Source organism: Aquabacterium fontiphilum (genome assembly GCF_009909205.1).
In the GTDB taxonomy this organism is placed as follows: domain Bacteria; phylum Pseudomonadota; class Gammaproteobacteria; order Burkholderiales; family Burkholderiaceae_C; genus Aquabacterium; species Aquabacterium fontiphilum.
In genome coordinates, this window is record NZ_JAAAPN010000002.1 from 368,885 (window position 1) to 382,750 (window position 13,866).

Consider the following 13,866-nt stretch of genomic DNA (forward strand, 5'->3'; position numbering starts at 1 on the left):
CAACATGAGCAAGCAATCCGTTAAGAAGTCACAACGCGGTCAGGGCATGACTGAGTACATCGTCATCGTCGCACTGATCGCCGTGGCGGCTATCGCCACCTACCAGTTCTTCGGTCAAACCGTGCGCACACAAACCGCTGGTATGGCGCAGGAATTGGCAGGCCGCTCCGCCCAGCAGACGATCCGTGCTGCAGGCGACAACGCCCAACAGGCCGTCCAAGAGGGCAACCGAGCCAAAGGCCTCAACGCCTACAACAACGAAGCTGCTCGCTGAGTCAAGTGTCATGTCTTATTGATGTGGTCACCATGCATGCGTCCAACCCCCGCAGGGGTTGGTCCGTGAAACATGAGCGACGCCATCAACGCGGTCAGGCAATGGTCTTCGGGCTGTTCGTGCTGGTGGCGGGGCTGGCGTCTCTATTCTTCATGTTCAACGCGGGCCAGCTGGTTCATGACAAAGGCAAGCTGGTTAACACAGCTGATGCGGTCGCGTACAGCGCTGGGGTGATGCATGCCCGCGCGCTGAACTACGCTGCCTACACCAACCGCGCATTGTTGGCCAATGAAATGACGGTGGCGCACGTCGTCAGCGTGTCTTCGTGGCTCAGATTCATGGAGCGGCATGCGGTAATGGCCAACGCGTTCAACTGTCGCACGCCCTATAACCTTCCCTTTGCAGACTCTATGGCACGTTATGGGTTGGTGTGCATGGCGCTAGCCAACGCACAGCTCCAAATCAGCCAAGGGTCAATGAATTTTGGGTGGATTGCCGGCCCCCTTTTGGGGTTTGTCGAGGCATCAAAGCTAGCCCTCCAGGCAGGGCAGACCGCCATGCTGGCGCGGATGATTCCAGAGCGGCAACGCGTGATGCAGGAGGTGGCTGACGCCAACTTCAGAGACGACGGCGCAGTCGAGGTTCAAGTTCTGACTGACGACTACGCTCTGTTTGATGGCGCGCCTCTGTTGAGATCGAACACTGGCGACAGACGGGTTCGCTTCGCGGACGCTGCGCGACAAAGCGCATCTCGAGACAGCTTCATGAATAGCCGACGTTGGCGCGACGAAAGTCTTCTGCCAAGCTGTTTTGGCACAAATGGAATTCGGCGTAACCGGGTTGACCGTGCCGGGGGCACTTCGCTGATTGGACTTGATGAATGGAAGGCCATTGACTCGGCGTCGCGCTACACATATCGCCACGACAAACGTGGGAGGTGTGTGCAGCGCCGCGAGCAGGTCATTGCGGGGGGACGGGGGGCAGCCTACCGTGACGCTGACGTTGAGTCCAACAATCGAACTGCATTTGGGCGCTCCCGTGCTATCAACCCGCGTGCTAGTCGATCCGCTTCGTCGAGTGGCGATTGGCGGATTTATTCAGGCTTGCCAACCTTCTTGTCTTTGTCGGATCGTGCGCAGGCCTATTCGCCTACCAATGCCAATCCCGATCGCCGGGCGGTGAATGTGCGCTTCTCTGTGCGACTGGCCCGTCGCCCTGCAGAAATCCGAAACTCGGAAGGGCGGTCATTGATCCGATCGTCGCCAGACCCGGTCTATGGCATTAACAGCTACCGTGGCGCGCCGCTGCGCGGGCGTTATACGGCTGTCTCTACCTCTGAAGTGTTTTTTGATCGTCCTTCAGCTCGCCAAGATGGTCGGACAGAACTTGCCAACGCCTTCAATCCTTATTGGCAGGTCAGGCTGGTGCGATCCGAGGCGGCCATCGCAGCTGCCACGGCCCTGCAAATAAACTGAAAGGTGTGGCGAAATGTTTGCTGTGCCACTGATTTTTGCATGGAGGATGGGTGTCCCGGGCCTTTGCGTGGTTGCGGGAGCGCTGATCTCCGTCGCCGTTCCGTTTGGTGCCAATGCCACGACCGCTGCAGAGAGGCGCCTGCTTGCTATCGAGGCGCCACATGAGGCAGTCGTCTCGGGAACGAAAATGCGCGCTCACTGGGTTCGGCAGATCATTTTCCCGGGCGATGCCAAAAGCCGCGAGGGGGCATTGGAGTTGAAGCGGCAGTATGAGGAATGCGCTCGCACGGCATCACCTCGTGCCACAGTCAAGCCCGTCCAAGAGTGGCCCGAACGTTCGGCTTTCTCAATCAAAGACTTTTATCTCGCTGAGGGCGTATTTGTAGAGTACGGGTACTCTGTGAGCTACATGGTTGGGCCGACTGCAGATTTCGGGTGTCAGTTGGCTGAGGTTACTCAATTTGAGGCGCGTGGGCGCCTATTGTCCGAGAAAGGGCTGTGTTCCTTTGACTTGTCCTCCAAGAAGGCCGATGGTGAATGCAGGGCGCAATTGGCAAAGGCTTCTTCGACGCCCGCGGCAAGGGCGCGGCGCATAGTTCCTGCGCGTAACCCGGCCATGCCCGGCGCTGTGCTGGGGCTTTTTAGCGTAACCGAGGAAGTAAAGCGGGTTAACAGAGTGCCCTGTAGAGTGGTCAAAGCAAGGTTCGGAGAGAGTTCAATATCGCATTGCTTCGCCCAGATGGGAACCTTTAAAGGCTTTCACGCCGGCGCCCCGCGCCCGGATGACACTATTGCTTTGAGTTTGGAAGATGTCCACGAAGACGCATCGGGCGTTTATTTCGAAGGGCGCGCATTGAAAGCGGTTCCGGATATGCTCATCTCGGCGGCGGTTTTCTTTCCTTTCCTCAATGGTGGTTTCGACATCTCTGAGTCATCCTCCTTTTCAGGTGGTTTCTATTCCGATGATGAAGGCCCAGACGAGGTGGCTGAATGAGGCGTCGTCACCCTCATTATCCGCGGCGTGCGAAAGGTCAGGCACTCACAGAGTTCCTGGTTGCTGCGCTGGCACTCGTTCCGCTATTTCTGTTGGTGCCCATGATCGCGAAGTATCAGGACGTATCGCATAGCACACTGATGGCGAGTCGTTATGTGGCTTTTGAGGCCACTAATAGACACCCCGGCATCAGTTCATGGAAACCTGAGGCCCAGCTCGCACAAGAAGTGAGGCGGCGCTTCTTTAGCAACAGCGACGCACCCATCAAGACCGGTGATTCGGCAGGAAATTTTGACGCCCATCGGAACCTGATGTGGACCGATGGCTTTGGGAACCACCTGCTCCGGGACGTGGATAGGGACGTCACGGTGACGTTCGGCCCCTCTCGAAGCGCCTCCCATACCGGTGCTTTTTCCGCGGCGCGGGACGGGCGACCTTTCCTAGAGTTTGGCCGTTTCGGGCTTTCTCGCCAAGGAATCTACACAGCCAATGTGAGCGTGTCTCTTGCAAACCTTCCTGGCGGCTTGAGGTTCATCCAACCGTTCGACGACATCAATCTCGTGATCACTAGATCATCGAGTCTGCTGATCGACGGGTGGGCGTCTCCCTCCCCGCAGGAGACACAACAGCGCCTCACTAATACTGCAGTCAATCCTGGCAGAGCGTTGGCTAATTTTTCAACGTTTCTTGACCCTGTCGTGATGGCACTAGACGGTAGCGCGGTGGGTTTGGGAAATATCCGCGCTCCCCGGCTTGGTCAACTGGACTATTGGCGCGACGTGGTGCCTTCAGACCGATTGCGCTGACATCGTTCTCATGCTGAATAAACCCATTCGACGCACGGCAAGCGCGATTAGTCATTTTTTTTTCGTGATGCTCTTGACTGCGCATGGCATGGTTGCCGCGCAAGATTTGCCGGGGGGGCTCCCCATCTTGCCTCAGGATGCCGAGATATTTTCGGTTCCTGGCGAAACGACGGTGAATGGGAATCCTTCGCGTCTTTGGGGGTTTCGTAGTTGGCGAAAGTCATCTGACATTGCCGACATCTACCTGCAGCGATGGGGTGCGCCGCTTGTCCGAGAGTCGGTGGCCGGTTCGATAGTCTTAGGCAAGATGATTGGCAACGATTTCATCACAGTTAAGCTAAGCCCAACAACTTCGGGTGGCACTCAAGGAATTCTCTCTGTTGTGAATCTTCGGTCGGCAGGTTTCCAAAGAGATCGCCTGCTAGAGGAGGCCGAAACGTGGCGTAAGCGCATGGGGCCGGACGCTAGGCTGATTGATTTTTCTCAGTCAACCGAGGCAAACGCCCGGTCGCTGTTGTTCGTTTTTTCGACTGGCGGCACGCTGGAGGAAGCGGCGCGTAGAGCGACTCAGCATTTGCAAAGCCTTGGCTATGTTTTGGAGCGAGATATTAGAGACCCCATCAAAGGACGCGACGGGAATCAGCGTCACGGCAGTTCAGCGGTGCGTTTGTTCAAGCGGGCTGACGGTGCGGAAGCACAAATCACGGTGCACAGGCAGGAGGACGGGCGCACCTACTCGACGATCACCATGATCACAAAGAAATGAAGCATTCTTATCCTAACCCATCCGCGGACGCCTCGCGCAAACTCGCCATGACCTTCAGGGCCCGCGCCGCAAGGGGGCAGTCCATGATTGAATTTGTTGTCATTTGCGCAGCGCTGGTTGCTGCACTGTTCGTGCCGGTGATCGACGATGTCAGCGGTGGGCGCCGCCTGTCCACCGCCCAGTTGTTGATTGACAGCTTGCAGCAGGGGTACCAGAGAACCTCTGGTGCGCTGTCGTTACCGGAGTAAAGCTGTGATCAATAGGTTTAAATCGTTCCGGCCCAACAAGTCTGTTGTTGTACTGATCATTTCGGTCGTGTTGGGTTTGGTGGCGGCACTCGTGGCACGCTCGTACATGAGCAACAGAATTGAAGAAATTGAGTCTGGCTTCAAGGGCAAGCTGGTCGAGGTTGTGGTGGCCAAGGCGGATCTTGAGCGAGGGGCCATCCTGACGCCCGAAACCGTGGCGATCCGCCAAGTGCCCGTCGAATTTGCTCATGAACAGGCCATTACGCCCTCTAACTACGAGTCGGCCGCAGGTGAGACGTTGGCCTTTGGGGCCAAAAGTGGGCAGCTCATCCTGTGGCCCATGCTGCAAGAAAAGAAAGCGCCAGCGTTCTCTCATCGAGTTGAGGTCGGCCGTCGCGCCATGACGGTGCCTGTAGATGAAATCAGCTCCATTTCTGGCATGTTGGAGCCCGGCGACATGATCGACCTCATGGTGACGGTAGATCGGTCGGGGCGCAAGATCACGTTGCCGTTGCTGCAAAACGTTCAGGTGCTTGCTACGGGTCAGCGGTCGATCGATGACCCAAAAAGCGGAGAGCGCCGCGAGTATTCCACCGTGACGCTGGATACCACGCCAAAACAGGCGCAGCAGGTTATCGCTGCCCGAGAAGAGGGTCGTATCACTGCGCTGCTGCGGAACCCTCAAGACAAGGAAATGTTGGCGGAGGGCGCGACGAACCTCGACACGTTGCTTGGGCCGCAGGCGGCCGCACCCACTCAGTCTGCGAGCTCGCCTGCGAATTCAAAAAGCACCATTCCTGTTCTGTACGGGGGAACCAGTTCGAGCTTTACCCCTGAGCAGCTCAATCTGCGGTCCAGCGGCAAGCTGCTAGAGATTCTGAATTCCATCGGCGCGCGGGCAGTACAAGAATCCGGTGCCGACGCAGTCGCGGCCTCGGTCAAGGAAACAAAATGAGTAAGGCAGTCAGGTGCGGCAAGGCACTGATCGGTGTGATGCGCGCGGCGCCAGCAGTGGCCTGCGTTGTGGTGGGCGGGGGATGCGCTTTTGGCGCCTTTGCGCAGTCGCAGGTGGTGGCGCCCTCGGCGCCGAACACGCAAGGTAACGGCGTGGCCGTATCCGCCCCTGGCCTCGCAATGCAGAGTCGTGCTATTCAGCCAAACAGCAGGGTCAACGGGAAAAGGGCAGATCCAGTCGCAACTCAGACAGCCAAGGCCTACGCCCCCATCAAGACGTTCGAGGATGCCAAGGACGTGCCGGAGATCGAAATGTTCGTCGGCGAGTCACGTGTGTTGCCGGCGCCAGGCGTCGGGCGGGTTGCAGTTGGCAACGGCAAAATCATGACCGCTGCCGTCCTGGACAACAAAGAGATCCTGTTGTTCGCCAACGAACAAGGTACGTCCTCGCTGTTTATCTGGAACGATCAAGGCAAACATCAGCGCATCAAGATCAACGTGGTCTCTGGCGACACCTCCCGTGTTTCTCGAGAGATTGCGGCCTTTGTGTCTCGTATCGCGGGTGCAAAAGTGTCGGTCGTGGGGCAAAACGTGGTGGTAGAGGGCGATCGACTGAGCAATCAGGATCTTGAAAAGATCCGCAGGCTTGAGAAGCTCTACCCGCAGTTGCTCAACTTCACCCATCCTGACGGTTGGGAGAAGATGGTCATGATTGATGTCAAGGTCGTGGAGTTTCCCAAGAACTATCTTCGCGAACTGGGCTTGCGCTGGACGTCAACTGGTGGTGGCACGGTCGGCGCGATATGGGCGCCCGCACGGCGGGGTAATGACGGGCCGTACGTGGTTAACATCCCTCAGAGTGCCGGCGGCCTGCCCATCACGGGGCCCGACGGTGCCGCACCACGCTTGCCGGGTAGCCTGAATGCTGTCGCTGCGCTGAATATGGGGTTCAACGTGTCTCTGAACGCTTTGGTTCAGGATGGGCGCGCCACCTTACTGGCTGAGCCCCAGTTGTCAACCCGGAGCGGAAAGCCAGCCACGTTTGATGCGGGCGGAGAGTTTCCCTATTCTGTCGTCACCGCTGAAGGACCGTCGGTTCTGTTCAAGAAGTACGGGGTACTGCTCAGCATCAACCCCGTGGTAGATCGCGATGGCTTCATTCGCTCCGAGATATCTGCTGAGGTCAGTTCGATAGATCCTGTCGTGAGCACGCCATTTGGGCCGGCCTTGCGCTCTCGTAAGGTCGACACCCATTTCAACGTGGCCAGCGGCCAGACCATTGTGTTGAGTGGGATGCTGTCTGCTGAGAAGAGTGCTTCGGCCGACAAGTTGCCATTTCTCGGCGAGCTTCCTGTCATCGGTGCGCTGTTCAGCTCCAAACGCTTTGTCAATAACGAAACCGAATTGGTTGTATTTGTCACGCCGCGCATCGCTGATCCGCATGATGAGAAAGCCGCGTCGAGAATAGAGGGTGCAAGGGATCGTTTGGAGACCCAACTTGACGGCCGTACGCTGTTGGAGCCGCTTGAACCTTCGCGCCCCAGAGATGCGTCCCCTGCCGTTGAGCAGCCCAAGCCCTTACCAGACGCGTCTGCGTCTGCCACAACCGTAACGCCTCCAGTAGAGCGGGGCGGCAGCGTCCTGAGGGTGACGGGATCGGGGGTCGTCGTACGTGCGCAGCCGCACCCCCGCGCGCAGGCATTGACCGTTTTGGATCAGGGGCACCTGGTTCGCATGGCGGCCGATGGCGTGAGTGAAAGCGAGTCCGTTTATTGGCGAAGAGTGGTCGTGGGTTCGTTGGTGGGCTGGGTGCCAGCGCGGGCCGTCGAGCCGGTCGGGGCGGCGTTGGGTGCAATTCAACACGCGGGCAATGAGTCACCGCAGGGCAAGCAGATCGACGCCGCTGTTACTGCTTCGAACGCGCTGCCGCTGATCCAGGGGCCGGACAGTGGAAAACCGACCCGCAGCACCGAAGCTTTTCGCGTCGTCTTGTCCAGGCTGGCGCTTCGCGTGTCGCCCGACATCAATGCCATGGTGCTCACGCAGATTCCACAAGGATCCTTGTTGATGGCTGATTCGCGTGCGCCGGTCGGCCTGTGGCAGCCGGTGACATTCGATGGGCGCGAGGGTTGGGTCGACGTGCGTTGGCTTGAACCCGTGGCGAGGTGATCATGCTCATTCGTCTGACGCAAAGTGACGGCACGTCGCGCGACCTCGATGTGCCCGACGACAGCATCATCGGCAAGGGCGCGGAATGTGAAATCAAGGTGCCAGGCTGGCGCGTGGCGAAAGAACACGCGCGCCTCTTCATGACGCCTGCTGGGCCAGTAGTGGAGGACCTTGGTGCCTTTGGCGGCATCACTGTCAACGCTTCACGTATCGATGTGCAGTATGGGCCTTTGAAGCCAACCGACGTGATTGCTGTCGGTTCGTACAAGATCTCTGTCTTGGATGGCGGACAGCGTGCCCCAGCGAAAGCGCCGGCTCAGAATCACGAGCCTCGTGCCACAAGCGAGAAGTCTCGTTCGACGACGGCTCCAGCCAGGAACCGCATGGCGGCCGAGACCATTGCCGCATCACGAGAGCTAGCGCAAAAGGTTCAGTCCGAGCTAACCGGCCAGGCGGCTCCGATGTCTTCGAGCGACAAGGTCTACCCTGTTCTTGTGCCCGTGGACAGCAGGGTTCAAGAGCAAGAATTCGAATGGCGTCAGCGCATACACGCGTTGTTGCTTGAAACCATGGATATTCGGCGGCAAGATATCTCCCGAATGTCCGACGACCGGTTGAGGCAAGAAACTCAGGCCGTGATTCAGAAGCTGATTGAAGATCGGTCAGCCGAACTGCCGGCGTCGCTTGACAAGCGCTCTCTGTGTCGTCAAGTCCTCAATGAGGCGGTGGGGCTCGGCCCTCTTGAAGAATTGCTCGCTGACGACTCTGTCAGCGAAATCATGGTGAACAGGCACGACCAGATTTTTGTTGAGCGTTCCGGGCGGCTTGTGCGTCACCCAATGACGTTTACCGGCGATCGGGCCGTCATGGGGGTCATTGAGCGCATTGTTGCTCCGCTGGGGCGGCGTATCGATGAGTCCTCGCCAATGGTGGATGCCCGGTTGAAGGACGGCTCCCGGGTCAACGCGATCATTCCGCCACTGGCATTGAAGGGCCCAACGATTACCATCCGCAAGTTCTCGAAGCGTAAGCTCTCCGCAGATGACTTGGTTGGCTTTGGTTCGGTGAGTCGCGAGATGGCGGAGTTCATGCGCATCTGCGTCGCCGGGCGCAAGAACGTCATCGTTTCGGGTGGTACCGGCTCGGGCAAGACGACCTTGCTCAACATCCTGTCGAACTTCATCCCCCAGGGGGAGCGCGTCATCACCGTTGAAGACGCGGCCGAGCTTCAGCTCGGGCATGAACACCTGATCTCGTTGGAGTCCAGGCCTTCCAACGTGGAAGGCAAAGGGGGCGTGAGTATTCGCGAGCTCGTGCGCAACACCCTTCGCATGCGACCCGATCGGATCGTCGTCGGCGAGTGTCGGGGCGCCGAGGCCCTTGACATGCTGCAAGCGATGAACACAGGTCACGAAGGATCGCTGACCACGCTTCATGCCAACACGCCCCGCGATGCGCTGGCCCGTTTGGAAACCATGGTGTTGATGGCCGGTATGGACTTGCCGTTGGCTGCCATTCGGGAGCAGATTGCCTCTGCGGTGGATGTGATCGTGCAACAAACCCGTTTTTCGTGCGGCACACGGATGGTGACTCACATTGCCGAAGTGACCGGCATCGAAAGCGGCACCATTCAGTTGCAAGAGTTGTTCAAGTTTGTGCAGCAGGGGCACCACCCGGAAACCGGTCGTATCACGGGATACTTCACCGGCTGCAACATGGTTCCGAGCTTCTATGAGGAGTTGATCGCCGCGCGCCAGCCGGTCGATATTTCCATCTTCAAGCCCGCCGACGTGTTGGGGGCTCCGCCACCGGACAGCGACTTCGGCGACCTGGACTACGAAACGACAGCCAGTCGAGGAGCGCGACCTTGAGCGACGACGTCTTCATGCTGGTCGTGTCCGGTGTTGTTGCGCTGGCAGTGGGTCTGGTGGTGTGGCTGGCGGTGGACATCGGCACGGTCGGGCTTGCCAAGTACAGAGCCCAGTTCACCGGTCGGGTGCAGTTCCAGGCCCGAGAGTTCTTTCTTTTCATCGACCCACGACAGCTGTTCCTGATCAACGTGGGCGTTATGGCGCTCGCGGCGGTCATGACATGGCTTGTGACACGAAGCTTCATCGCATGCCTGGTTGTGCTGCTGGCACTCGGCCTGGCGCCCCGCTTTCTGTACGCGCTCATGCGCCAGCGCCGTTTGGACAAGTTTGAGTACCAATTACCAGATGCGCTGATGATGCTGGCAGGGGGCATGCGCGCTGGTGTGGGCCTGACCTCTGCGCTGCAGCAACTCGTTGCCGAGTCGCAGGCCCCCATCAAACAGGAGTTCTCTTTGCTTTTGCGCGAACAGCGTCTCGGCGTCACGCTGGAGCAGAGTCTGGCCAATCTTGCGCGTCGCATCCCCACTCAAACCACAATCCTGGTGGTGTCAGCCATGCGAATCGCCGTCGAGACCGGTGGTGGTTTGTCTGAGACCCTGGAGCGCACCGCCCACATGATTCGCAGCCGGCTCCAGATGGAGGGCAAGATCAAGGCACTGACCGCGCAGGGCAAGATGCAGGCCTGGGTGGTCGGTCTACTGCCTTTGCTGCTCATGCTCGTACTGGATCACATGGAGCCAGAAGCCATGAGCCAGCTATGGCATACGCCCATGGGGTGGGGGGTGCTTGCGATCGTGGCCTTCCTTGAGATCATGGGCCTGTACATCATCCGCAAGATCGTGATGATCGATGTGTGACTCGGGCTGGCCATGCAAGAAACTGAACAACTGATGATCCTCGCGCTGGTGGCTCTGGGCGTAGGGGGCAGCGTGGGCTTGTTGGTCTGGCTGGTCAGCAAACTGATTGTTGACGTCCCACCTGAAGACCGAGAGTACAAAGATCCTCCCCCTGTGGGGTTCAAGCTGACCTGGTTTCTGGTTCAAGCGTTGGCCTACTACATCAACCTATTCATGAGTGACAAGTCCCGACGTGGGGTCTTGAGGAAGTTGATGGCTGCTGGGCTTGAGTTCAGCCTGTCTCCTGCGCAATACCAAGCCGGTCGTCTGGTATGCGGCATGCTCACCGCGGGCGTCTTTGCGCTCGTCTGTAGCCTGTTCGACCAGTCCGGGGGCATCACTGCGAGCATCTATGGCCAAGTGGCATTGATTGGGGCTGTGCTGGGCTGGCTTTATCCTGCGCTGTGGTTGAGGGACCGCATCGCAGTCCGCAAAACTGAATTATTGAAAAGCCTGCCGTTCTTTCTCGACATGATCACCTTGTGTGTCGAGGCCGGCTTGAATCTTCAGGGGGCCATGTCTCAGGCCGTGGCGAAGGGCCCGAAGGGCGTGCTCCGTTCGGAATTTCTTCGTGTGCTCCGCGATGTGCGAGCGGGCAAGCAGCGCGCTGAAGCGCTGAGGGCCATGGCGGCGCGCCTCAGAGAGCCTGCCGTGACCAGTTTCACCCAGGCGGTGATTCAGGCTGAGGCCATGGGCATGAGCTTGGGGCCGGTGTTGAGGGCGCAAGCAGACCATCGCCGCTCGGAGCGATTCCTGCGGGCCGAGAAGAAAGCGATGGAAGCGCCCGTGAAGATGTTGTTCCCTTTGATTGCATTCATCTTCCCCTGCACGTTCTTGATCTTGTTCTTTCCGATCGTCGTCAAGTTCATGGATTCAGGCATCTGAGCGATATGAGCCTCGGTAGCCTTTATATAAAAACTGGGAAATCACATGGCAACGTCGTTGCAACGCGCATGGTTGCGCAATCGTGGTGGAGACACGCCGATTGACCTTCAGGTCGCAGACAGCTTCTGGTCTCGGTTTGTGGGCCTCATGTTTCGCCGGGCCCTCGGTATCGGATGCGGCCTGTTGCTGAAGCGCTGTTCCAGCGTGCATACGGCCTGGATGCGTTTCAGCATCGACGTGCTGTATCTCGATCAACAGGGAGTGATCTTGGGTGTTCGTCATGGGCTCAAGCCTTGGCGTGCCTCGGCCATCACGACGCAAGAGCGCCGCGGCTCTGCCGGGCCCGTTGACGTCTTGGAGCTGCCGGCGGGAACCGCAAGACAATTGCAGATCGGTTCTGGAGACAGGCTGATTCTCGCCCCGCAAGCTTCAGGCATCACGGCGTCTGCGGTTCCGATGCGGCAGCGTGGCGCCGCAATGGTCGAGTTTGCGGTCGTCGGCCCTTTGCTCATCCTGATCGGGCTCGCCAGCGTTCAATATGGCTTGATCTACAACGCCAAGAACGTCATCAACCACGCTTCGTTCATGGGTGCACGTGCCGGTGCCATGGCCAACGCCAAGATTGAAACAGTGCGCACCTCCTACATTCGGGCCATGGTGCCCTTGTACGGTGGCGGGCGCAATGCGCAAGAGATCGCTGCCTCCTTGGCACGTGCAACGCAGGATTTCGCGCTCCACAGCCGAATCGAGTTGCTCAACCCCACGCGCGAAAGCTTTGATGATTGGCACGACCCCAGGTTGCAGACCGTCCTCAATACCAATGGGAAGAGAGTGATTCCGAACCGGCACCTGGCGCGCAATCTAGGCGACCGCGCTGCGCTCGTTGCGCTGGGAAACAACCGCGATGTGCAGAACGTGAGCGGCTCACTGGTCAAGAATCGGTCCGGGCAGAGCCTCGCGGACGCCAACATGCTGAAGATCCGTGTCACGCACGGCTATCAACCCAGCGTGCCGCTGATGGGCATGATCTACACCAAGTTCCTGAAGTGGATGGACACAGGGCAGGACGCCTTCGCCACAGCCTTGCTCAATCAGGGACGTATCCCCGTGGTGTCCCACGTCATGGTGCAGATGCACACGGATGCCATCGAGGGCAGCAACATCTCCGCCCCGGGCATGGGCAACAACGGGCAGCCGCAAGATCCCGGCCCCCCTCCTCAGACGACGGAACCGCCCCCACGGTGTGTCACCATGGGGTGCTCGGATGTTCCTGAGCCAACCGATCCGGGTGGTGGTGGAGATGACGGGACGGGTGAGTGCACCACGTCGGATTGCCCGTCTTGCCCGATCAGACCCAGCGACGTCAATCTACCCAGCGACATCCTCTTTGAGTTCAACCAGGCAGAACTTTTACCTGCTGGCAAGCAAGAGCTTGATCGCGTGATTGAACAAGCCAAAGCGGCGGCGCGAGATGGGCAGTCCTTTGATGGCCTGACCGTGATAGGGCACACAGACCAATTGGGCAGCGACGCGGTCAACGACCCACTGTCTCGGCGCCGTGCTCAGGCTGTCGCTGATTACTTGAGGAACAACGGCTTCCCGGGCCAGAACATTCAAGTTGAGGGGCGCGGATCTCGTGATCCTGTCGTGCAGATGTCCTCATGTGCCAACTTGACCGGTTCTGCGCAGCAGGATTGCCTGGCGCCTAACCGGCGCGTTGTGTTGAAGTTCCCTGGAGCGCAGTGAGTCGATGATGCGAGTTCTGAATAAAAAAATGCAGGGGTTGTGCGACTGGTCACGCCGAGGCGTGTTCAGCGCTGTGATGCTGGCGGTGCTGACTTCACCGGTGTTGCACCAGGCGCATGCGGCGGAAGCCCTCACCACAAGCAGCAACGCGGGGCCAAGCGGGTCAAGTGGAGGGGCCCAATGCGGCCCTGCTGCGGGCGGCAGCCCGCGATGTGGTGAGTCGGGTCCGGCGAGTACGAGCGCCCAGCAAAGTCAGGTGGGTGCGGGCAACCCGATCAACGTGCTGACGGGCAACAAGTACCAGCGGGAGGTGGACCTGGCGCCGCTGCCTGGGGTGTTGGGGCTGGAACTGGTTCGGCACTACAACAGCGTGCACAGCACACCCACGACGCCCAACGGCTTGCTGGGCCGAGGCTGGAGGCTGTCATATGAAACCCGCCTGTATCCCAAGGGCCGGCAACTGGAGGTGGTGCAGGCCGATGGTTCGCGCCTGGGTTTTGGCCGTGACTGGCGCAACCCGGCTGTATGCAGCCCGGCCAACCCCGAGCATGGCAAGATCTTCATCGAAGGACAGGGCCCGCAGACCCGCTACCAATGGGTGTGGGCCGATGGCCGGCGCCTGAGCTTCAACGCCGCAGGCCTGCTGCAGCAGATTGTGGCGCCCAGTGGCGAGATCCTTGGTCTGCAGTACGACCCGCGCGGGCTGCTCATCAAGGTGACCGACCCGCAAGGCCGCAGCCTGCAGCTCAACTACCTCGATCGTGATCGGCGCGATGGCAGCC

General features: G+C 59.2%; 13 protein-coding genes. All 13 read left to right on the forward strand.

The annotated features are described in order from the left end of the window. Positions 1–4: 4 nt before the first annotated feature. Positions 5–274, forward strand: a complete 270-nt coding sequence (locus GTZ97_RS03705) for a hypothetical protein (protein ID WP_161649152.1) — start codon at positions 5–7, stop codon at positions 272–274. A 65-nt stretch (positions 275–339) separates the two neighbouring features. Beyond that, entirely contained in the window at positions 340–1,749 is a 1,410-nt protein-coding gene (locus GTZ97_RS03710) for a pilus assembly protein TadG-related protein (RefSeq protein WP_161649153.1), read from the forward strand. A 13-nt stretch (positions 1,750–1,762) separates the two neighbouring features. Beyond that, complete coding sequence (locus GTZ97_RS03715) at positions 1,763–2,743, forward strand: hypothetical protein (protein ID WP_161649154.1); 981 nt, start codon at positions 1,763–1,765, stop codon at positions 2,741–2,743. After that, complete coding sequence (locus GTZ97_RS03720; protein ID WP_161649155.1) at positions 2,740–3,549, forward strand: hypothetical protein; 810 nt, start codon at positions 2,740–2,742, stop codon at positions 3,547–3,549. The genes GTZ97_RS03715 and GTZ97_RS03720 overlap by 4 nt, the downstream gene beginning before the upstream one ends. Before the next feature lie 10 nt (positions 3,550–3,559). Next, the gene (locus GTZ97_RS03725) at positions 3,560–4,315 is read left to right on the forward strand and encodes a hypothetical protein (RefSeq protein ID WP_161649156.1); all 756 of its coding nucleotides are present in this window, start codon (positions 3,560–3,562) and stop codon (positions 4,313–4,315) included. Positions 4,316–4,398: 83 nt separating this feature from the next. Continuing rightward, complete coding sequence (locus GTZ97_RS03730) at positions 4,399–4,563, forward strand: hypothetical protein (RefSeq protein ID WP_161649157.1); 165 nt, start codon at positions 4,399–4,401, stop codon at positions 4,561–4,563. Between the two features lie 4 nt (positions 4,564–4,567). Further along, positions 4,568–5,518: a Flp pilus assembly protein CpaB gene (gene cpaB, locus GTZ97_RS03735; RefSeq protein ID WP_161649158.1), complete on the forward strand. Its 951-nt coding sequence runs from the start codon at positions 4,568–4,570 to the stop codon at positions 5,516–5,518. Next, on the forward strand, positions 5,515–7,686 hold the full coding sequence (locus GTZ97_RS03740; RefSeq protein WP_161649159.1) for a secretin GspD/PilQ domain-containing protein: 2,172 nt from the start codon (positions 5,515–5,517) through the stop codon (positions 7,684–7,686). The genes cpaB and GTZ97_RS03740 overlap by 4 nt, the downstream gene beginning before the upstream one ends. Before the next feature lie 2 nt (positions 7,687–7,688). Beyond that, on the forward strand, positions 7,689–9,557 hold the full coding sequence (locus GTZ97_RS03745; RefSeq protein WP_161649160.1) for a TadA family conjugal transfer-associated ATPase: 1,869 nt from the start codon (positions 7,689–7,691) through the stop codon (positions 9,555–9,557). Next, positions 9,554–10,414 carry a type II secretion system F family protein gene (locus tag GTZ97_RS03750; protein WP_236650985.1) on the forward strand — a complete coding sequence of 287 codons (861 nt, stop codon included), beginning with the start codon at positions 9,554–9,556 and terminating at the stop codon, positions 10,412–10,414. Before GTZ97_RS03745 ends, GTZ97_RS03750 begins: the two co-directional genes overlap by 4 nt. A 12-nt stretch (positions 10,415–10,426) precedes the next feature. Then, entirely contained in the window at positions 10,427–11,338 is a 912-nt protein-coding gene (locus GTZ97_RS03755; RefSeq protein ID WP_201748146.1) for a type II secretion system F family protein, read from the forward strand. A gap of 45 nt (positions 11,339–11,383) precedes the next feature. After that, positions 11,384–13,084, forward strand: a complete 1,701-nt coding sequence (locus GTZ97_RS03760) for a DUF192 domain-containing protein (RefSeq protein WP_161649161.1) — start codon at positions 11,384–11,386, stop codon at positions 13,082–13,084. Positions 13,085–13,340: 256 nt separating this feature from the next. Further along, a partial coding sequence (locus tag GTZ97_RS03765; RefSeq protein ID WP_161649162.1) for an RHS repeat domain-containing protein occupies positions 13,341–13,866 on the forward strand: 526 nt, incomplete at its 3' end.

Excerpts from the sequence above, each read along its gene's own strand:
- GTZ97_RS03705 (WP_161649152.1), top strand. The coding sequence starts at position 5 with ATGAGCAAGCAATCCGTTAAGAAGTCACAACGCGGTCAGGGCATGACT.
- GTZ97_RS03715 (WP_161649154.1), top strand. The coding sequence starts at position 1,763 with ATGTTTGCTGTGCCACTGATTTTTGCATGGAGGATGGGTGTCCCGGGC.
- GTZ97_RS03720 (WP_161649155.1), top strand. The coding sequence starts at position 2,740 with ATGAGGCGTCGTCACCCTCATTATCCGCGGCGTGCGAAAGGTCAGGCA.
- GTZ97_RS03725 (WP_161649156.1), top strand. The coding sequence starts at position 3,560 with ATGCTGAATAAACCCATTCGACGCACGGCAAGCGCGATTAGTCATTTT.
- GTZ97_RS03730 (WP_161649157.1), top strand. The coding sequence starts at position 4,399 with ATGATTGAATTTGTTGTCATTTGCGCAGCGCTGGTTGCTGCACTGTTC.
- GTZ97_RS03740 (WP_161649159.1), top strand. The coding sequence starts at position 5,515 with ATGAGTAAGGCAGTCAGGTGCGGCAAGGCACTGATCGGTGTGATGCGC.
- GTZ97_RS03745 (WP_161649160.1), top strand. The coding sequence starts at position 7,689 with ATGCTCATTCGTCTGACGCAAAGTGACGGCACGTCGCGCGACCTCGAT.
- GTZ97_RS03755 (WP_201748146.1), top strand. The coding sequence starts at position 10,427 with ATGCAAGAAACTGAACAACTGATGATCCTCGCGCTGGTGGCTCTGGGC.
- GTZ97_RS03760 (WP_161649161.1), top strand. The coding sequence starts at position 11,384 with ATGGCAACGTCGTTGCAACGCGCATGGTTGCGCAATCGTGGTGGAGAC.